Here is a 20,023-nt window from a genome sequence, read left to right as displayed (position 1 = left end):
GCATCAAGCCAACGGCTCTATACGTAATGTTTCTTCTTCTAAATATACTTGTGCAGGTTTCTTCCAGCATTCACCTTTCACGGTTTCGTGCATAATGAATTGCCCTGCAATTGAAATAAGTTCCGCGTCTAACGACTGGCAAAATACACGGGCTCCCGTATTGCCTTTTACGCCTGCCAACGCGCGGCCGCGCAGGGTGCCGTAAACATGAATATTACCATCGGCAAGCAGCTCAGCCCCCTCGCTTACAGAAGCCGTTACCACCAAGTCTCCGCCTTCGGCATAGACTTGCTGACCAGAACGTACCGGACGGTTAATTACTTTGGCAGGTTTGAGCGTGGTTGCGGCTGCAGGAGCCGGTTCACTTTTTGGCGGCGCTGAAACGGTTTGATCTTGTTGTGCGGTTTGAGAAGGGTTTTCGCCGCTTCCGTTATTGTTTTTACTACCATTCGCTTTGTGCGAACGAAGGGCGCTGTCTGTAAATTTGCTTTGGCTTACATCGGCTAACCCCAAATCATTGATGGTAGGCTTCAGCTCTGCCACCTCACCTTTCACGGCCATGGGCTGCAATTGCAGTCGACGACATAGCGCCACCAGCAGCTCGAACTCTGTAGCAGATAAAGGCTTTATTAAATGTAAAATCAGTGAGGAACGGGTAAAGAACTGCGGCGCGCTCGCGACCTTCTGAGATAACTGAGCTTCAAAATTATCTGGCTCAAAATCTATTACTTCTAACACAATACTGGTGAGCGTAGTGCCCTTCATGCGAAAGCAAGTTTCTGTCATTTTTTCTTCCCGAAAAGGCGTCACTTTCCTCATAGCAATTAGCCATGACAATAAGCAAAACCTATTAGCGCTAGTGTCTGTTGCTGTCTTACGCAGCTATACAATTTATTTATTGCGTCACTGTATCAAAAATCCCGTTCGCATACAGCAACTGTATACCGGTTAAAACACGTTTTACCCAGATAATACCCCTCGAACAAGCCAAGAACGTGCCAATCATTGAGCAGTTTTTAATCAAGCGTAAATTATGCGAGTTTTTAGTGCGTCCGTTTGTATACAAACGTCTCTTTCACCACAAAAAAAATGCGATCGTAGATCGCACTTTTTATCATCTTCGTTTTCTCACAGCGCTTAAGGTGTAGTAAGTTTTTTCGGGTCTAGTAGTGATTCTAGCTCGCCTCTGGGGATATCTGTCATCGCTTCAGCCACATCAATAACAGGCTTGTTTTCTTTGTAGGCTGTTTTTGCTATTTCAGCGGCTTTAGCATAGCCAATAACAGGGTTGAGCGCGGTGACGAGCACGGGGTTTCTGTAAAGCGCAGCTTCAATGTTATCTTGATTTACAGTAAAGCCCTCGATCGCCTGCTCGCCGATTAGCGTCGCACTGTTGGTCATTAGCGACAGACTTGAAAGCAAATTGCTGGCAATCATTGGTAGCATCACATTTAACTCAAAATTCCCAGACTGCCCGCCTACAGTAATCGCCGTATCGTTACCTATTACCTGTGCTGAAGCCATCGCCACTGCTTCTGGAACGACCGGGTTTACCTTGCCGGGCATAATCGATGAACCTGGCTGAAGCGCAGGCAGCGCAATCTCACCTAAACCAGCCAAAGGCCCAGAATTCATCCAGCGCAAGTCATTAGCAATTTTCATAAGGGTGACGGCTAAACTTTTTGTCGCACCGGAAAGCGTCACTGCTGTGTCTTGAGAGCCAATCAATGCAAAGAAATTGTCAGCGGGCTTGAACGCAATGTCGGTCAGCTCCCCTAGCGCATCTGAAAATGTCGTAGCAAAATCCGCATGGGCGTTTACACCTGTTCCCACGGCGGTGCCTCCTTGGGCAAGGGTTTGAATAGCTGGCTGCACGGCGCGCAGGGTTTTAACCTGTTGCTTAAGCTGAGAAGCCCAAGCCAGTAAGCTTTGATCCATGCCTACAGGCATCGCATCCATGAGATGAGTGCGTCCGGTTTTGCAGTATTGCGCTACCGACTTTGCTTTAACTTCAATAGTACGAACTAAACTTTCAACGGCCGGTATAAGCTCGTTTGACAATGCAATAGCCGCGCTAACATGAATGGTGGTAGGGATCACATCATTTGAACTTTGCCCGTAATTTACATGATCATTCGGATGAACCTGCTCGCTGGAATAACGAAAGGCTAAGCGAGCAATGACCTCGTTGGCGTTCATGTTTGTGCTGGTGCCTGAACCAGTCTGAAATATATCAACGGGAAAATGCTGCATCACATCATCAAGTGCCAACAGCTCATCACAGGCTTTAACTATCCCTTGGCCTCGATCTTTATCCAGTACTTTGAGTTTCATGTTGGCTTGTGCTGCGGCCTTTTTTACTGTAATCAACGCGCGTACGAAGGCTTCCGGCATGCGCTGCCCGCTTACAGGGAAGTTTTGAATGGCACGCTGAGTTTGCGCGCCGTAGAGTGCATTTTCGGGGACCTGTAGCTCGCCCATACTGTCGCGTTCTGTGCGTGTTGCTGTCATGACTCGTATCCTTGTGTTGATATAGCTAGTTTTTCTGCGTGGTTGCCACGCTTTTATCAGAATCCTATTAGGGCTAGTGGCATTAGAAAACTAGGCCCTAGTAAGTGAATTATAAAAAATGGTGCACTAGCGCTTGCAAACCTTTGCTGTACATCAAAGATCAACAGGCTCTCTGGTGTTCATGTCTATTTTTATTCTCGCAAGCGCAATTCGATCACTCTCGTTACACGCGTAGCGCTCAGCTTTAAGTAACGGCTTGTACAAATGCTCTAAACAACTATGCCGCCATTGCTGACTGACCTGCGGATCGCACAGAGTTTCATAAAGCACCTCTACCGCATTTTTATAGATAGAAAATTTGTCTCTATCACTTGGCAATAAGTTGGCAACGAAAGTTACGCCATCGAGATAATTTCTTAAAAGCGTTGAGTTCAGCTCATTGTCGTTGTATCCAAATCGAACGTGTTGAACTGCATTTCGTATAGAAGACATGTGCATCCCTTGTGCGTGAAAAAACAAAAAAGCTCGATAAACATAAAAAGCTTTCTTTATATACCACTCAATATAAATGATAATCGTTAGCATTTACAATGATCCAGTGCTATTCTTTTTCGTAAAGAAAATTGAATCTTCCAATTCCACCGATAGGTGAAGTTAACCAAAATTCAAAGGACATTATTTATGATCAAGAAATTACTTGGTGGCACAGCCCTTTTTCTTATGGCCTCTGGTGCATTTGCTAACGAATGCGAAGTGACTGTGGAATCAAACGACGCCATGCAATTCAATACGTCGAACGTTGTTATCCCGGCGAGTTGTAGCGAGTTTACCGTGACTTTGAAGCACACAGGTCAGTTACCTAAACAAGCCATGGGCCATAACTGGGTGATGACAACAAAAGCCAACGGACAAGCAGTGGCAACAGACGGTATGAGTGCGGGTTTAGACAACAATTACGTTAAGCCAGACGATGAGCGTGTAATTGGCGCGACTGACATTATTGGCGGCGGTGAACAGACTTCTACGACCTTTTCTGTTGAAGGGTTAAGCAAAGATGAAGAATACATGTTTTTCTGCTCGTTCCCTGGTCACATCGGCATCATGAAAGGCACAGTTACGCTTTCGAGCTAAGGCGTTGCGAAAACTAGGCGTGCTTAACTAGGCACGCCTTAAACATGGATAACAATAGGTCGAGGGTGTAGTTGTAATGGATACGGCGTCTCACACATCAAAAAGCGCTAAGGCGGTGGTCCGGTATAAGTACTTACCTTCTTTTACTAGCGCCCTACTAAGAAACGGGATTTTTCCTCACTTAACCAATAAACGGCTGTTGATGCCGCTGTTTATAGCCATTCTTCTTACTTATAACAGCACCCGTGCGGTTACCTTATCGGTGTTGTCAGATGCATTTTTTCAAGTGGCAGCGTTTGTGTATGCATCGCTTGCGCTTTATTACGTCGCCACGTTGCGCGTTTCAGCCGAAGCCATTGGTAATTATATGAAAGCGCACCCTGTACATGAGGTAGGATTATCTGCCCTACTTGGTGCTTTGCCAGGCTGCGGCGGTGCTATTATCGTTGTCACTCAGTACACGCGAGGTGTGACAAGCTTTGGAGCCGTGGTAGCAGTGCTAACCAGCACTATGGGCGATGCCGCATTTCTGTTACTCGCCCAAGCACCGTTAGATGCCTTAACCGTAATGGCCGTCAGCGTCACGGTGGGTGCAATGACGGGGCTAGTGGTCAATAAATTTCATAATTACCAGGCTCCTGAAGCCGATGGTGCGCTCCAACAATCGCAAAACTGTGATAAACCCAAAACAGTAAGCCACAAAGCTATATCACTTTCTAAAGTATTCTGGATGATTGCGAGCTTACCCTCGTTGGCGATTGCGCTTGGTTTGGCCTTTCAACTTCCCGTACACAGTTACCTTGCTATCAGTGAAAGTACACTAACGCTGATTGGTGCCGCGTTATGTATTTCGAGCCTTGGACTATGGTCTTTGTGTGGTTCGGGAAGCGGATACGCTTCGATTACGAAAGAGGATTTAATTCCGCCTCCGCCTAAATGGCAAGAGAAAGCCGCACTAGACACGCAATTTGTATTGGCATGGGTAGTACTCGCGTTTCTTATGTTCGAGCTGTCTGTTGTCTGGTTTGGGCTAGACATTGCAGGGCTGCTTCAATCCATGGGCCCCGGCTTAGTTGGTTTGGCGATCACCATCGGGTTCTTACCTGGCTGCGGTCCGCAGATATTGGTAACCAGCTTATACCTTAATGGCGCAGTTCCATTTTCAGCACAACTTGGCAATGCAATAAGTAATGACGGCGACGCGTTGTTTCCCGCCATTGCGCTCTCACCCAAGGCAGCGCTTATTGCCACAGTGTACTCTGCTATTCCTGCGTTTCTTGTGGGTTATGGCTACTGGTATTTGTTTGAATAAAGCTTTCGATGCGTTAAAAGGTTGAATTAACGGATAGGATAGCGCTGCCTCACAGCGATTACTCTATTTCGACAGATAGCGCTTCATTCCACGGCACGCTTATCTCATAGTTGCCTTTACGGGTTTTGTATTGATAGACCGTTGTAGAAAAAGCAATGGATTCGGGATTTATATCTTCATCGATAGTGAGAGTTACGTTAACGGCTTGGAAAAAGCGAAAGCGATATTTGATATCTTCTGCCAGCAGGCTCGATTCGCCCGACTTTAGCGTGATTGCTTCACCGTTTCGCTGACCGACTACGGCAATATCTAAACTGCCATTTATCACTGCTTTTTGCTGTTTAGACTGCAGCAGAACCAACCTAAGTTGATAGGTATTGTCACTTAACTTAAAAACTTCTACCCCTTCAATGGCAAAACCTTCGTCGGTTTTTTCAGGCGCCATGACGCGTTCATAGAAACTCAGAAGCTCCTGCTGCGCCTCAAGCTCTTTTTTCTGTTCGCTCAAGGTATTCGTAATATTCTCAGTTTCGAGTGTGGCCAGTTCCATGGCGACTTCAAGTTGATTCACCCTCGTAGTGAGCGCGTGATTTTCTTCCGACAAAATAGCAATCGTTTCCTGTTGAGCCAGCACTTTTTTACTGTCGCCTTCATCAATTATTCGCGCCAGCTTGTAGCCAAACCCAACCATTGCAAACATGATAAACGCTACCAGCAATGTCCACTTATAGTTGCCTAATACTTCTTTTAATTGGTCTGTCGTCATGATTTCTACATCAACAAAAAACACCCTGCGCTAAGGCGCTCTAAACATTATGAATTTTAGGTGTTTATGGTAAGCTTCTCTTTACGTTAATCTACTGTACCACAACATGCGCTTGCAGGCTTTAAGAGAGGAAGTAGCTCATCCACGCACATCCATTCAGTTGTGCATGCTGGGCATTGTCGGGGGAACCTGCGCGGCGCTTATCATTATACTGTTTCGGCTGTGCGTAGAATGGCTACAAGAAACAGGCGTTTCGTCGCTTCAGTCGGTGCTTACCTATGACTGGTTGGTTTGGCTTATCATGCCATTTACCAGTGTAGGATTAATTCTATTTATTGCCTTTCTTACGGGCTTCAAGCACTACCGTTTAGGTATTCCCTTTGTTATTCATCGAGTGAAGTACTATTACGGTCATATTCCATTTAGAACTACCATTAACCAGTTCTTTGGGGGCATGCTAGCCCTGGCCGGCGGTTTCGTTGTTGGTCGAGAAGGCCCTTCCGTTCATTTAGGCGCGTCAGGCAGTAGTTTCTTAGGGCAATGGCTTCGCTTGCCTTATAACAGTATTCGAATACTTGCAGGCTGCGGCATTGCGGCAGGGATCTCGGCATCATTCAACACCCCGTTTGCTGCCGTAATATTCGTGATGGAAGTGGTACTTAGGGAATACAAAATACATATTTTTGTTCCTGTCATGCTGGCTGCTGCCTGTGGCTCTGTGCTCACTCGCATTGTATTTGGGGAAGTAAACGAGCTTTCGTTTTTATCGTTTAATGCATTCAGCCAGTGGATGTATTTTTACTTGGTGTTGCTAGGCATTCTGTTAGGCATGCTGGCCGTTTTATTCAATAGTCAGCTTATGCGTGTTATGACGTGGTTTAGGCCGGTTTCCATGGTGTGGCGTTTAATACTTGCTGCGCTAATTACCGGTACTATTGGTATGTTTATACCTGAAGCCCTTGGCGCCAACTTTATCGATGTTGAGCACTTATTTGATAGCTCCCCCGGCGCGCTGCTGTTGGTTTCTACTTTAGTGTTTAAAGTTATCTTGGCGGTATTTGCTATTGGCCTCGGTATTCCAGGAGGGATCATTGGCCCTGTGATGGTTATTGGCATGCTCGCTGGCGCCGTACTTTTATTGCCACTGTCGTACTTTATTGACGTACCCGAATTTACCAATAGTTTCGCCCTGTTAGGCATAGCAGGCATGTTGACCGCAGTATTGCACGCGCCTCTTGCAGCGCTTTCCGCGGTTATGGAACTATCGTACAGCCCGCAAATTATCCTACCAGCCATGTTGGTAATTGTGCCTGCTTACGTGACTTCTACGCAGTTCTTTGGCAACCGCTCTATTTTCATACGCCAGCTTGATTATCAAAATCTCCCTTACGCTATCTCGTCTATTCGTGAAGCACTTGAGAAAACGGGCGTACTTGCAGCGATGAATACCGAGTACAAGCTATTTCACGATGCGCCAGAGCAAGCGTTAATTAACTACTTAGAAAGCGATCCAACAAAAATTGTCGTTCAGAAGTTAAAATTTGAAATAGATGTGCAGTATAAGCTGGTCCAATACAATGTAAGTTTGGAACACGATGCAACAGCGTTAAACTATTACGAAATGGAAGGTATTAGCGCGCAGTCTACGCTGCACGAAGTATACGAACACCTTAAAAATTCGCGCTCTGGCGCAGTTTATATTTACGATCAGGAGCTAAACGATATTATTGGCGTAGTAACGTGGAATATTTTACAAAGCTTCTTACAAAAGGCTCATTATTAGTATGTACATTTTATGGTTTAAAGCGCTGCACATCTTTTTCATGCTGGCTTGGATGGCAGGACTTTTCTATTTACCGCGACTTTTCGTTTATCACGCGACAACGAATTCTCAAGTGGTAAAAGACGAATTTAAGATCATGGAACGCCGCCTGTGGTTCTTTGTTACGCCATTCGCCTTGTTAACTCTGGCATTCGGCGTTGCGCTTATTGTCAGCTATGGTGGAACTTGGTTTAAAATGTCAGGATGGCTTCACATAAAGTTGCTGCTGCTTCTTGCTATTTACGGCTATCATTTCTATTTGTTTAAGTTAATGAAGCAATTTGCTCGCGACGAAAATAGATACTCTCCGCGCTTTTATCGCTTTTTAAATGAAGCGCCAGTGCTTATTATTCTCGCTATCGTTTGCCTGGCTGTGGTAAAACCTTTATAGAAGTGTAAGCCAAACTAAATAGTAAAGGCGCACGTACAAAGTTATTGAAAAGACAGTACTCAAGGAACCAGTACTGCTGTGTAGTGTAAGAAGTAATTTTAAGCTTGTTGTTGAGAGTGTTGTAAGCATTACACATAGTCGCCCAGAACCTGCTGTTTCTCGGGTTTAATGAATTGTTTTTATCGGAATGCTATACATGGATGACAGTAATCAACACCTCAAGTATTTGCTCAAACAGACAGACATTACCTTTAAGGCGCTTATGAGGGAACCTGCTTCACGACTTCTTAACGAGCAATACGAAAAGGCGAAACTTGAACTAGACAGCTATACCGCTTCGCTTAAACACACATTGAATCAACGGCATCAACAACAAAGACAGCGCTAATTTTGAATTAGCGTTTTTTGTTTTTTTGCTTCTCCTACGGCTCCCAGTTATCAAATTTGCCCTAGGTTACTTTGTTAAAGGTTTCAAATTGATTGGGTAATGTGCCTGCTAGCTCCCCTGACAACTTAGTGTAATCTGCCAGCACCGAAGGAAGCTGTTTAACAAGCAAGTTTATGTTACTTTCGAGCTGAGCAGTTTGTTTGTCGTTTCGGTAAGACAAGGCTAATTCAATATTAGCAAGCGTTGAGAAAAGCTTTAAACATCGAGACAAACGAGCTTCTGCAGGTTCTGTTTTCTCAGGCTCGTTACTGTCACAGTCTTTCTTGTTCGCCTTACTTTTTTCTAAATGCCTTTCCCAATGGTTCCACGCATTTTGCCACACAGGTTCTAATTGCTTGTGCACGTGTAAAAGCCCATTTAGCCAGCTTTCGAGTTCTTTCGAAGGCCTCGTCGTTCCTTGCACCTCTATCGCAACGTTCAATTCACTAGGCATGGGCGACTTTTCCTGACGCATAAAATCCAAATGCGCCCGCAGGCCATTCATTAATGTATCAGCAAGCTTATCTACATCTTTGTCTACAAGGTGGCTGTCACTAGACTGTATGAGCCACGGCATCCACTGTTCGGGCATGGGAATTTCTGGCGCGGAGGCAACGGCAAAGATCATTCCATCTACGTAATAAGCATCCGGAAGCACATTTTCGAAACTGGGAAGCGAAACAATATCGCTGATTGTGTTTATTGGAAACCCATCTTTCACCATTACCATCCTATTTTAATTTGCGTTCTCTTTTATGAAACGGTAGTCTGCGCGGCCACTTTGTAGAGGGCATGCTTTGTAACCTTTTATCTACCCAAAATAATGGGGAATAAGGTAAAGAGTAAACAACAAACTTCTACACTGGGTACGCGACAATAGGTTTAAAACCAATCTGTTACTGTATTGGTTTAGCGGTACTGTTGCGTGCTCGCCTACCTATTGTCATGATAGCAAAACTTAACTAAGAGTCGTTGCAATGGCAAAAGATAAATCAGGATACATCATCGCGGCCGCCTTTATTGGCCCTGGAACAGTAACTACAGCAAGTCTGGCAGGTGCAAACTTTGGCTTTCACCTAGTATGGGCGCTCCTTTTCTCCATATTCGCAACCATAGTACTGCAAGACATGGCAGCGCGTTTAGGTGTAGCCAGCGGCCAAGGCCTAGCCAGTGCAATGAAAAATATGGCTTACAAGCCATGGCTAAAGAATCTTTTTATCGTGCTTATCGTCAGTGCTATCGGCATTGGCAACGCAGCCTATGAATCGGGCAACCTAACCGGCGCTGCAATCGGGCTAGACGCATTTATCAGTATAGGCATTGGCCCCTGGGCCAGTATTTTGGGCACCATCGCTATAGTTTTACTCTGGTCGGGCAGCTACAAGTGGATAGAGACAGTACTGGTTTATCTCGTCTTTATTATGGCTGGCGTATTTCTTATCACGCTGTTAGTGGCCAAACCTGATATCGCCGCGATGTTTAGTCAGTTAATGTCTCCGCGGCTGGACGCAGACGCCATTACCACGGTGCTGGCGCTTATTGGTACCACCATCGTGCCTTATAACTTGTTTCTTCACGCGAGCCTAGTTGCAAAATCATCGAAAGGCCAAGATAAACAAGAAGCCGTCGTCGCGTGCCGAAACCAGTCTGCTAGAGCTATTAGTATGGGTGGGCTTATTACGCTTATCGTAATGGCAACAGCAATGATGGCGTTCTTCAATCAAGCTGCCACTATGGACGCTTCGAACATGGGCGAGCAGCTTAAACCGGTTTTAGGTGACAAAGCTCAGTGGTTCTTTGCACTAGGGTTATTCGCCGCAGGCTTAACCAGTGCTATCACTGCGCCGCTAGCTGCCGCTTATGCGGTAACAGGAGCGCTTGGACTTTCTGACGATATGCAAAGCAAGAGCTTTAAGGCGGTATGGTTTATCATCATTGTAGTGGGTGTTAGCGTTGCAGCACTTGGCTTTAAGCCCTTACCCGCCATTTTGTTTGCTCAAGCGACTAATGCTCTTTTACTGCCAATTATTGCCATATTTCTATTGGTCGTTATGAATAAAAGCACCGCACTGGGTGAATTTAGAAACACATGGAAAAGTAACCTGGCAGGCTTTCTAGTAGTGGGTACTGTGATTGGTTTAGGCCTGTATAAACTAATCGGCGTATTTAGCTAACAGCCCCAAATTAGGGGGTCAGAGTCATGACTCTGCCCCCCTAAATTTCTAGCTGGCAAGGCGTTGCAGAATATCTTGGAGCATCGCTTTGCTGCAGCCAAAGTTAATTCTGAAATGATCGGCCTTGTGAAAATCGATGCCTGGTGACGGGCCTACGCCTTTCTCTTCGGCCCACTGCTGGACGTTCTCTACACCTAGTCCACTGGCGTCTACCCACGCAAGGAAAGTCGCATCGGCTTTGAGCATTTTAAGCCCGTCAATACTGTTTACTGTGTTAAACACCATATCTCTATTTTCACGCAAGTAGGTAAGTTGCTGCTGATGCCACTCGTCACATTGAGTAAATGCTGCTTCTGTAGCCGCCAAGCCCAATACAGTAACCCAAGGTACGATGCCCGCTGCGGCATTGGTAAATGCCTGACGCAGTTGGCGATTAGGGATGATGGCAAAAGACGTTCCCAAACCAGCAATATTAAATGTTTTACTGGCAGCCATTAGCGTAACGCTATTTTCAGCAAGGTTCGACTCGCGGCCCGCCGGTATGTGCTGCTTGCCTTCTTCTAGAATAAGGTCGCAGTGGATTTCATCAGAACATAGCTTAACGTTGTTCGCGTTACAGATCTCAGCAATACGATCTAATTCAGCTTTAGTAAGCACCGAACCTACCGGGTTCATTGGGTTACAAAGAATAAACAGCTTACATTTAGGATCAGCCGCTTCTCTTTCTAATGCTTCAAAATCTAACGTATAGCGCGCACCTTCAACACTTGAGATAGTTTCAGAACTCGTGTCGTCGTCATTTTGCACTACCGTGCCTATATCTACCCGTTCGAGACCATTTAGTTTTGGGGCAGCCAGTAGAGGCGGATAATTAGGTGTTTGAATAAGTACTTTATCACCGGGTTCACAATAGGCTTTACACGCTACGTTAAACGCTGGCACAACGCCTGGTGTCCACACTAGCCACTCGGGTTGAATTTCCCAATTATGCTTATCTTTAAGCCATCTCACTACAGCCTGAATAGCGCCTTCGTGATGTGCAGGCAGTATGTAACCCATGTTGCCATGCTCAACCTGACCCGAAATGGCGTCTAGAATTGGCTGCGCGCAACGAAACTCAGTATCGGCAACCCACGCAGGAATGATGTCTTTCCCTTTGTACTTTTGCCATTTAAACGAAAACGTGTCTTTTCTAGGAGGGGTATTATCGAATAAGGCGCTCACATTACATCCTGTTGCATAAAAACTTATGTCAACAGTGTAGAATCTTAGCGCCTCATAAACTAGAGGGGTGAGACGAATTAACCCGAATTTGCTATATCGAAATGTGCTTTATTAGAGATAAATAAATAGTTCCAAAAGCAAAAAAGATGAGCATTGCCGAATACGTCAGTTTTACGGAAGCCGTCATTAAGTCCGGTATGGATTTACTGTTCACACAGAAACGTTTAGCGTGTAAGCAATAAAGTGTAAAAACATCGATAGACTTAGCTAGCCTTAGACACCACTTCTTTCGACTTTTGTACAAGCTCTTCCATGTTAAGTGGCTTAGCCAAAAACCCGGTGACTTGCAGTTTACGTGCTTCTATTACTAATTCTTTGCTAGGGTCGGCAGTAATGAGTAAAAATGGAACATTCAAGCCAGATGACTGACAGGTTTTTAGGAGACTAAGTCCGTCATAATCTGGCATTATTTGATCACTAATAATCAAACTTATAGATTCAGAGCTTTGTTGCAGCAAAAAATCCCTTGCAAACTTACTACGCGTGAACGGATATACGGTAGCATCTAACCGCGTTTCCAACGCGTCGGTTATAAGATCAAGCGTGATAGGATCATCTTCAACTACTGCTACAGAAAACACTACCCTTCCCCTTTCATTAGGTCATTTGACGTAAATATTACAACGACTTAGCTGATGTGTTAAGGCGTTTGCCTATTGTACCAATCCGCATAGATAAATGCTCGCTGGGTATTGAACTATGCGGACTGCTTTTTTCAAGCATAGAATCTCTGAATGTATTTAACCACTAACCTTTGGTCGATATTTAAACTTTTTCTAACGTTTTAGTGATAACGCTAGAAAGCCGTTTTATTGATGGGAAGTGACGGTGTGTAAGTTGACACACGATTTGAAAAGTTACAGGCTAAACTCATCGGCAAAATGGAAAAAAAATGCCAGCTGACGCTGGCATTTTTAAAATCAATGTAAGTCTTAGAAGCTATTAAGACTTAGGTGCACGTGATGCGCGCTTACGCTCGTTTTCAGTAAGAAGCTTCTTACGAATACGGATAGACTCTGGCGTTACTTCTACTAGTTCATCATCATCGATAAACTCAAGCGCTTGCTCAAGAGACATTTTGATTGGTGGAACTAGAGTTTGCGCTTCGTCAGTACCAGAGGCACGTACGTTTGTAAGCTGCTTACCTTTAAGCGCGTTTACTGTTAGGTCGTTGTCACGGCTATGAATACCAATAACCATACCTTCGTAAACTTCAACACCGTGACCGATAAATAGGCGGCCACGCTCTTGTAGGTTAAACAGGGCGTTAGTTAGTGCTTTACCATTTGCGTTGGCAATAAGAACACCGTTTTTACGCTTACCAATGATACCGCCTTTGTACGGACCGTAGTGATCGAACGTGTGATACAGCAAACCAGAACCTGACGTCATCGTCATGAAGTCTGTTTGGAAACCAATTAGGCCACGGCTTGGAATGATAAAGTCAATACGTACACGACCTTTACCATCTGGAGACATGTCAGTCATTTCTGCTTTACGCAGACCAAGCTGTTCCATAATAGAGCCTTGGTGTTGCTCTTCACAGTCAATAGTCAGCGTTTCGTAAGGTTCTTGTGTTTCGCCATCTACTTCTTTCAGAATTACTTCTGGACGAGATACAGCAAGCTCGTAACCTTCACGACGCATGTTTTCAATAAGAATGCCTAGGTGAAGTTCACCACGACCTGATACGCGGAACTTATCAGGGTCTTGAGTTTCTTCAACGCGAAGCGCAACGTTGTGTACTAGTTCGTCGTTAAGACGCTCTAGAATGTTGCGAGACGTTACATACTTACCTTCTTTACCTGCAAACGGCGAGGTGTTTACCTGGAAGGTCATGGTTACTGTAGGCTCGTCAACCGTAAGCGGAGGAAGTGCTTCTACAGTGTTGATGTCACAAATGGTGTCAGAGATCTTAAGTTCGCCAAGACCTGTGATTGCAATGATGTCGCCCGCGTGAGCAGATTCAACTTCGTGACGAGCAAGGCCAAGGTAGCCGTAAACTAGGCCAACTTTACCGTTGCGCTTTTTGCCATCAGCAGTAACAACCGTTACTTGTTGGTTTGGCTTAACAGAACCACGCTTAACACGACCTACGCCGATTACACCCACGTATGAGTTGTAGTCAAGCTGAGAGATCTGCATTTGGAATGCGCCGTCGATATCTGCATCAGGAGGAGAAACTTGGTCAACGATAGTTTGGAACAATGCCGTCATATCGTCTTCTTTAGTATCTGCATCTAGTGATGCCCAACCGTTAAGTGCAGACGCATAAACAACTTGGAAATCTAGCTGTTCGTCAGTTGCACCTAGGTTGTCGAATAGGTCGAAAACTTGATCCATAACCCAGTCAGGACGCGCACCAGGCTTGTCGATTTTGTTGATTACAACAATTGGCTTAAGACCTTGAGCAAATGCCTTTTGCGTAACGAAACGGGTTTGTGGCATCGGGCCTTCTTGCGCATCTACAAGTAGAAGTACAGAGTCAGCCATCGACATTACACGCTCTACTTCACCACCGAAGTCAGCGTGTCCTGGAGTGTCTACGATGTTGATACGGTAGTCGTTCCAGTTAATCGCTGTATTCTTAGCTAGGATGGTAATGCCACGTTCTTTCTCGATGTCGTTCGAGTCCATTACGCGCTCTTCTTGCTCGCCTCGAGATTCAAGGGTGCCAGACTGCTGTAACAGTTTGTCTACCAGGGTGGTCTTACCGTGGTCAACGTGGGCGATGATTGCGATGTTACGCAATTTATTAATATCAGTGGTATTCATGCTTATATAGAGCCTGTGTAAATCAACGTCTACTTCAATTCAGTGGAAAGGAGTATGCGTTAGATTTGTTGCAAAAAAATGCAGATAGAAAAATTTGCGCGGATTGTACAGAAAAACCACGACGTTTGCGCATCTTTTTTTTGATGGAAACGAGTTTTATTGGTTTTCAAACACTTGTTCAATAAACAACCAGCCCCATTACACCTAATTGATCATATTTGGTGGCTATACGCTACAAAGTAATCTAGGCTGATTGACGTATAAATGAGCACAATATGCCATATTGGTGCAACACTGCACCAATATGATGCAATTTAATTCAAACGGAAGTGATAGATGCCCGTCTATGCCACAGAAATCGGTATACATATAAATGGCATGATAATCGCTTTCACTTTTGCCACTGTTGGAGTGAAGCTGATCATTCCGCATTTTTACATTAAACCTGGAGGACACGATGTCAGTAGAAAAGGCATTAGAGCTGATTAAAGAAAGTGAAGCGAAGTTTGTAGATTTACGTTTTACCGATACAAAGGGTAAAGAACAACACGTATCTATTCCTGCGAGCGTTGTTGATGAAGAGTTTTTCGAAGAAGGTAAAATGTTCGACGGTTCTTCAATCGCTGGCTGGAAAGGCATCAACGAATCAGACATGGTTCTTCTTCCAGATGCTGACAGCTGCGTAGTTGACCCTTTCGCTGAAGAGACACAAGTAAATATCCGTTGTGACGTGGTTGAGCCTTCTACAATGGAAGGTTATGAGCGTGACCCACGTTCAGTTGCTCGTCGTGCAGAAGAATTCCTAAAATCAACTGGCATCGGTGACACATGTTTCTTCGGCCCAGAGCCAGAGTTTTTCCTTTTTGATGACGTACGCTTCCACACTGACATGGCGGGTTCTTTCTACAAGATTGACTCTTCTGAAGCAAAGTGGAACTCTGGCGAAGAGTTTGAAGGCGGCAACATGGCACACCGCCCTGGCGTTAAAGGCGGTTACTTCCCAGTACCACCAGTGGACTCTGCGCACGATATCCGTGCAGCAATGTGTCTAGTTATGGAAGAAATGGGCCTTGTTATCGAAGCGCACCACCACGAAGTAGCAACTGCTGGCCAAAACGAAATTGCTTGCCAATTCAACACGCTAGTTAAGAAAGCTGACGAAATCCAAGTTTATAAGTATGTTGTTCACAACGTTGCACACGCATACGGCCAAACTGCTACCTTTATGCCTAAGCCTCTAGTTGGCGATAACGGTTCTGGTATGCACTGCCACCAGTCTATTTCTAAAGACGGCGTAAACATCTTCGCGGGTGACAAGTACGCAGGCCTTTCTGAAGAAGCACTTTACTACATCGGTGGTATTATCAAGCACGCGCGCGCAATCAACGCGTTTGCTAACGCTTCTACTAACTCATACAAGCGTCTAGTTCCTGGATTCGAAGCACCGGTAATGCTTGCATACTCTGCACGTAACCGTTCTGCGTCTATTCGTATTCCTCACGTAACTAGCGATAAAGCGCGTCGTATCGAAGTACGTTTCCCTGATCCAACAGCCAACCCATACCTAGCGTTCACCGCTATGCTTATGGCGGGTATCGACGGTATTAAGAACAAGATCCATCCTGGTGATTCAATGGATAAAGACTTGTACGACCTACCGCCAGAAGAAGCTGCTGAAATTCCAACAGTTGCAAGCTCGCTAGAAATGGCGCTTGAAGCTCTTGATAACGACCGCGACTTCCTTAAAGCAGGTGGCGTTATGACTGACGACATGATTGATGCATACATCGACCTTAAGTCTGAAGAAGTAACCAAACTTAACATGACTACTCACCCAGTTGAGTTCGACATGTACTACAGCGTGTAAATCCGCACTGTATAGCAATTTATACTAAAGCCCGCTCTGCGGGCTTTTTTTATGCGTACGATTTATCTACTATGTTTTTATAGCTATGCTAACGAACACTCTTTCATGCTGCATCAACTGCGCACAGGGCTTTGCCCGCTTGCATTTGCATACATCTAAAGAGGTTATCAATAAGCCAAACGTAGCAAGCTATGTGAATTAGCCAGCTAGCCAAAACCAGATTAATCAGGTAACGACACGTGCACAACATGACGCGACACATTTGCTTACTTTCGCTATTACTAAGTAGCGGCAACGGCTTACTGCCTGTGCAAGCGGAAATGCTGAGCCAAGAAAGTACCCAACAAGAAGCACAAGAAAGCAAAACCGAACAAAGCGACAATACAACGTCAGCTGCAGCTACCTCTCCAATGACCATATACAAGGTGGTAGGTAAAGACGGCTCTGTGACTTACACCGACAAGCCGCAGCAAAACGCAGAACCCTTAGCGTTCGATGTAAAAACGCAAAACGTAGTAACCGCGGCAAAGGTTACCCCACCTCCCCCTGCGAAGCCGGCTGCCCCCAAGCTCAAATATCGCGTAGTCATTAAGTCACCTGCACCGGAAGCGACAATCCGAAATAACTTAGGAGAGTTAACCATCTCTGCGGCACAACCTGGTGCAACCAAAGCGCCAATCTACCGATTAATCTTTGACGACGCCCCATTAGCTAGCAATAGTTCAGGCGTTTTTAAGCTTTCTGGTATCCATCGTGGGGCACATACTTATAAAGTTGAACTCACGAACAATACGGGCAAGACTCTTGCATCGTCTCCATTACAAACCCTTTACCTTCATCAGGCATCGGCGTTAATTAATAACTAATAGCGTGCAACCACTGTTGTGTATGCGCACCATAGAGGTTCAGTGAATATTTCATCTTGGTCTCTTTATTCGCGCAACGCTTCATTGCAAGCTACAATGCACAATTATGGTGCAAAGGAGACGAGCTCGGATGCATTCCACCGAGTTAGAAACACAACAGCTTATCAATAGCCTTAATACCGCATTGGTAATGGTAGACAACAAACTTTCAATTGTTTACGCCAACCATGCGGGAGAAGCATTGTTTGAAACTGGGTTGAAACAACTTATCGGACACCCCCTCCAAGATTTTTTCTTGCCGGGCACAATAGAAACCACCCGACTTAAAGCTGCCATCAGAAAAGGTGAAGATTTCACCGAAAACGAAATTAAGTTGGCTTTTCGAGATAACCGCTATGTATCTGCCGACTTAACCGTTACCAACTTGCACTTCGAAGACGGCCCACGACTGCTATTTGAAGTAAAAAAAATTGACCAGCAAAAGCGTATTTCTCGAGAGAATTTACAAAACGCGCAGCACTACGCGGCACGAGAATTAGTGAGAGGTCTGGCTCACGAGATAAAAAACCCGCTGGGCGGTATTAGGGGCGCAGCACAGTTATTAGAAAAAGAGCTGACGGAAGAGCATAAAGAATTCACGCGCATGATCATTGAGCAATCTGATCGCCTGAGAAACTTAGTTGACCGCTTGCTAGGGCCGAATTCATTACCTCGGTTCGAAGAGAGTAACGTGCATCAAGCACTTGAAAAAATACGTAGCTTAATGCGTTTTGACTCGGACAACCCCATAACTATAGTGCGCGACTATGATCCAAGTATTCCACCTCTCATGCTCGACCCTGACATGATTCAGCAAGCGGTACTCAACATTGTGCGCAATAGCGTTCAGGCACTAACCGAAAGTCAAACACCTAATCCCGAAATTAGGCTGGTGACGCGAATAGAACGTCAAATGACAATTCAAACAAAGCGTCATGCACTGGTAGCAAAAATTAAGATCATTGATAACGGTCCAGGCATTCCAGCTGAAATTAAAGATACACTTTTCTATCCCATGGTCACGAGTAAGCAAAATGGCTCTGGGCTGGGTTTGTCCATATCACAAACCCTAATAAACCACCACGGCGGCAAAATAGATGTAGACAGCTACCCTGGTCACACTGAGTTCGTAATTTACATACCAATAGATCGTAAGGAGACAGACGATGACGAATGAGTCTGTGTGGATTGTCGATGATGACAGTTCTATTCGTTGGGTGCTGCAAAAGGCCTTACAAGCAGCTGACATCAGCTGTTTGAGTTTTGAAAACCCTGAAGATTTATTGCTTCAACTTCAAAGCGGTCAAGCCCCTGAAGTCATCATTTCAGATATAAGAATGCCACAAATGGACGGCATGACGTTACTGAACGAAGTACATGCATCGCACCCACTGCTGCCTGTCATCATTATGACAGCGCATTCGGATTTAGACAGTGCTGTGAATGCTTATCAAAAAGGGGCATTTGAATACCTGCCAAAACCTTTTGATATTGACGAAGCGGTAACCTTATCCCAACGTGCGCTTGCTCACGCAAGAGAGCAATCAACCGTTTCAAAAACGCAAGTTGAAGATGTGGTAACAGAAATTATCGGCGAAGCGCCTGCTATGCAGGAAGTTTTCCGTGCCATAGGTAGACTTTCACGTTCTTCAATTAGCGTGCTTATCAACGGCCAATCGGGTACGGGTAAAGAACTGGTGGCGCATGCGCTTCACAGACACAGCCCAAGAGCGAGCAAACCTTTCATAGCGCTTAATATGGCGGCAATTCCGGCTGACTTGGTCGAGTCTGAGCTGTTTGGTCATGAAAAAGGCGCCTTCACGGGAGCCCAAGCTGCTCGTCAAGGCCGCTTTGAACAGGCTGATGGTGGAACACTGTTCTTGGATGAAATCGGTGATATGCCGTTAGACGTGCAAACCCGCCTTTTACGTGTGCTTGCCGATGGCCAGTTTTATCGCGTAGGTGGTCACCAGTCAGTAAGTGTGGACGTGCGCATCATTGCCGCTACACACCAAAACCTAGAACAAAGGGTTGCTGAAGGTAAATTTAGGGAAGATTTATTTCATCGTTTAAATGTTATTCGTGTACACCTTCCATCGCTGAACGAACGCCGCGAAGATATTCCGCTGTTAACGCGCCACTTCCTTCGCCGAGCTGCCAAAGAGCTTGATGTAGAAGCTAAAAGCATTTCTAAAGAAGCTGAGCGCGTAATGTCTCAACTACCCTGGCCTGGTAACGTTAGGCAGCTTGAAAACGTATGCAGATGGTTAACCGTAATGGCAAGTGGGCAAGAGGTCTTACCCAGCGATCTGCCACCGGAAATTCATGGTGATAGCAGTATTGAAAAACCTAGTGCCGAATCGGGTGATTGGCCAGATTTACTCGCTAGCTGGACCGACAAACAGCTTCGGGATGGCCATCATAATATCCTTAACGACGCTATGCTGACTTTCGAGCGTGTTATGCTTGAGCGTGCACTTCAACACACGCATGGTCACAAGCAAGATGCGGCTAAGCGTTTAGGTTGGGGGCGAAATACGCTTACCCGTAAGCTTAAAGAGTTAGGGGTTAACTAGACCTTAACGCTTTTCAGATAGCAGAGGGAACCTTCTGCTATCTCATAGCCACCTGTAATTCCAAGCCCGCAGCCATGATGTG

General features: G+C 45.4%; 18 protein-coding genes. 10 read left to right on the top strand and 8 right to left on the bottom strand.

Annotation, left to right across the window (positions count from 1 at the left end):
• Positions 1–3: 3 nt before the first annotated feature.
• From minC to ACX5KA_RS09025, 3 genes are all read right to left on the bottom strand, one after another.
• Positions 4–786 (bottom strand): septum site-determining protein MinC, encoded by a 783-nt coding sequence (gene minC / locus ACX5KA_RS09035; protein ID WP_458730930.1) that lies wholly within the window; start codon positions 784–786, stop codon positions 4–6.
• 351 nt (positions 787–1,137) lie between these two features.
• A complete protein-coding gene (locus ACX5KA_RS09030) occupies positions 1,138–2,511 on the bottom strand; it encodes a class II fumarate hydratase (protein WP_458730929.1) in 1,374 nt (457 codons plus the stop codon).
• A gap of 153 nt (positions 2,512–2,664) precedes the next feature.
• The gene (locus ACX5KA_RS09025) at positions 2,665–3,003 is read right to left on the bottom strand and encodes a hypothetical protein (protein ID WP_014980170.1); all 339 of its coding nucleotides are present in this window, start codon (positions 3,001–3,003) and stop codon (positions 2,665–2,667) included.
• A 189-nt stretch (positions 3,004–3,192) separates the two neighbouring features.
• Between ACX5KA_RS09025 and azu the strand changes: the two genes are divergently transcribed.
• A complete protein-coding gene (gene azu / locus ACX5KA_RS09020; protein WP_014950577.1) occupies positions 3,193–3,642 on the top strand; it encodes an azurin in 450 nt (149 codons plus the stop codon).
• Between the two features lie 76 nt (positions 3,643–3,718).
• Complete coding sequence (locus ACX5KA_RS09015) at positions 3,719–4,954, top strand: putative manganese transporter (RefSeq protein ID WP_458730928.1); 1,236 nt, start codon at positions 3,719–3,721, stop codon at positions 4,952–4,954.
• Positions 4,955–5,012: 58 nt separating this feature from the next.
• Here ACX5KA_RS09015 and ACX5KA_RS09010 read toward each other — a convergent pair whose 3' ends face one another.
• Positions 5,013–5,720, bottom strand: a complete 708-nt coding sequence (locus ACX5KA_RS09010; protein ID WP_458730927.1) for a DUF6776 family protein — start codon at positions 5,718–5,720, stop codon at positions 5,013–5,015.
• Positions 5,721–5,826: 106 nt separating this feature from the next.
• Between ACX5KA_RS09010 and ACX5KA_RS09005 the strand changes: the two genes are divergently transcribed.
• From ACX5KA_RS09005 to ACX5KA_RS08995, 3 genes are all read left to right on the top strand, one after another.
• Positions 5,827–7,503 (top strand): chloride channel protein, encoded by a 1,677-nt coding sequence (locus ACX5KA_RS09005; protein WP_458730926.1) that lies wholly within the window; start codon positions 5,827–5,829, stop codon positions 7,501–7,503.
• A gap of 1 nt (position 7,504) precedes the next feature.
• Complete coding sequence (locus ACX5KA_RS09000; RefSeq protein WP_458730925.1) at positions 7,505–7,933, top strand: CopD family protein; 429 nt, start codon at positions 7,505–7,507, stop codon at positions 7,931–7,933.
• Positions 7,934–8,129: 196 nt separating this feature from the next.
• Complete coding sequence (locus ACX5KA_RS08995; RefSeq protein WP_187447142.1) at positions 8,130–8,321, top strand: hypothetical protein; 192 nt, start codon at positions 8,130–8,132, stop codon at positions 8,319–8,321.
• Positions 8,322–8,382: 61 nt separating this feature from the next.
• Here ACX5KA_RS08995 and ACX5KA_RS08990 read toward each other — a convergent pair whose 3' ends face one another.
• Entirely contained in the window at positions 8,383–9,084 is a 702-nt protein-coding gene (locus tag ACX5KA_RS08990) for a UPF0149 family protein (RefSeq protein WP_458730924.1), read from the bottom strand.
• A 253-nt stretch (positions 9,085–9,337) separates the two neighbouring features.
• Here ACX5KA_RS08990 and ACX5KA_RS08985 point away from each other — a divergent pair, with 253 nt between their 5' ends.
• Positions 9,338–10,534, top strand: a complete 1,197-nt coding sequence (locus ACX5KA_RS08985; protein WP_014980175.1) for an Nramp family divalent metal transporter — start codon at positions 9,338–9,340, stop codon at positions 10,532–10,534.
• A gap of 48 nt (positions 10,535–10,582) precedes the next feature.
• On the opposite strand, the gene ACX5KA_RS08980 is transcribed toward ACX5KA_RS08985, so the two are convergent.
• The 3 genes from ACX5KA_RS08980 to typA all read right to left on the bottom strand — a co-directional run bounded on the left by ACX5KA_RS08980 (position 10,583) and on the right by typA (position 14,593).
• A complete protein-coding gene (locus ACX5KA_RS08980) occupies positions 10,583–11,758 on the bottom strand; it encodes a MalY/PatB family protein (protein ID WP_458730923.1) in 1,176 nt (391 codons plus the stop codon).
• Between the two features lie 263 nt (positions 11,759–12,021).
• The gene (locus tag ACX5KA_RS08975; protein ID WP_039218993.1) at positions 12,022–12,399 is read right to left on the bottom strand and encodes a response regulator; all 378 of its coding nucleotides are present in this window, start codon (positions 12,397–12,399) and stop codon (positions 12,022–12,024) included.
• A 361-nt stretch (positions 12,400–12,760) separates the two neighbouring features.
• Entirely contained in the window at positions 12,761–14,593 is a 1,833-nt protein-coding gene (typA, locus tag ACX5KA_RS08970) for a translational GTPase TypA (protein WP_039218995.1), read from the bottom strand.
• 457 nt (positions 14,594–15,050) lie between these two features.
• Between typA and glnA the strand changes: the two genes are divergently transcribed.
• From glnA to glnG, 4 genes are all read left to right on the top strand, one after another.
• Complete coding sequence (gene glnA, locus ACX5KA_RS08965; protein WP_039218996.1) at positions 15,051–16,460, top strand: glutamate--ammonia ligase; 1,410 nt, start codon at positions 15,051–15,053, stop codon at positions 16,458–16,460.
• Between the two features lie 239 nt (positions 16,461–16,699).
• Positions 16,700–17,326 (top strand): hypothetical protein, encoded by a 627-nt coding sequence (locus tag ACX5KA_RS08960; protein ID WP_039219000.1) that lies wholly within the window; start codon positions 16,700–16,702, stop codon positions 17,324–17,326.
• Positions 17,327–17,456: 130 nt separating this feature from the next.
• Complete coding sequence (glnL, locus tag ACX5KA_RS08955) at positions 17,457–18,542, top strand: nitrogen regulation protein NR(II) (protein WP_039219001.1); 1,086 nt, start codon at positions 17,457–17,459, stop codon at positions 18,540–18,542.
• Positions 18,532–19,941, top strand: coding sequence for a nitrogen regulation protein NR(I) (gene glnG / locus ACX5KA_RS08950; protein ID WP_458730922.1), 1,410 nt, complete (start codon positions 18,532–18,534; stop codon positions 19,939–19,941). Before glnL ends, glnG begins: the two co-directional genes overlap by 11 nt.
• Positions 19,942–20,023: the final 82 nt, after the last annotated feature.

It is taken from the genome of Alteromonas alvinellae, from assembly GCF_902705805.1.
This window is presented reverse-complemented; position numbering and strand designations above follow the sequence as displayed.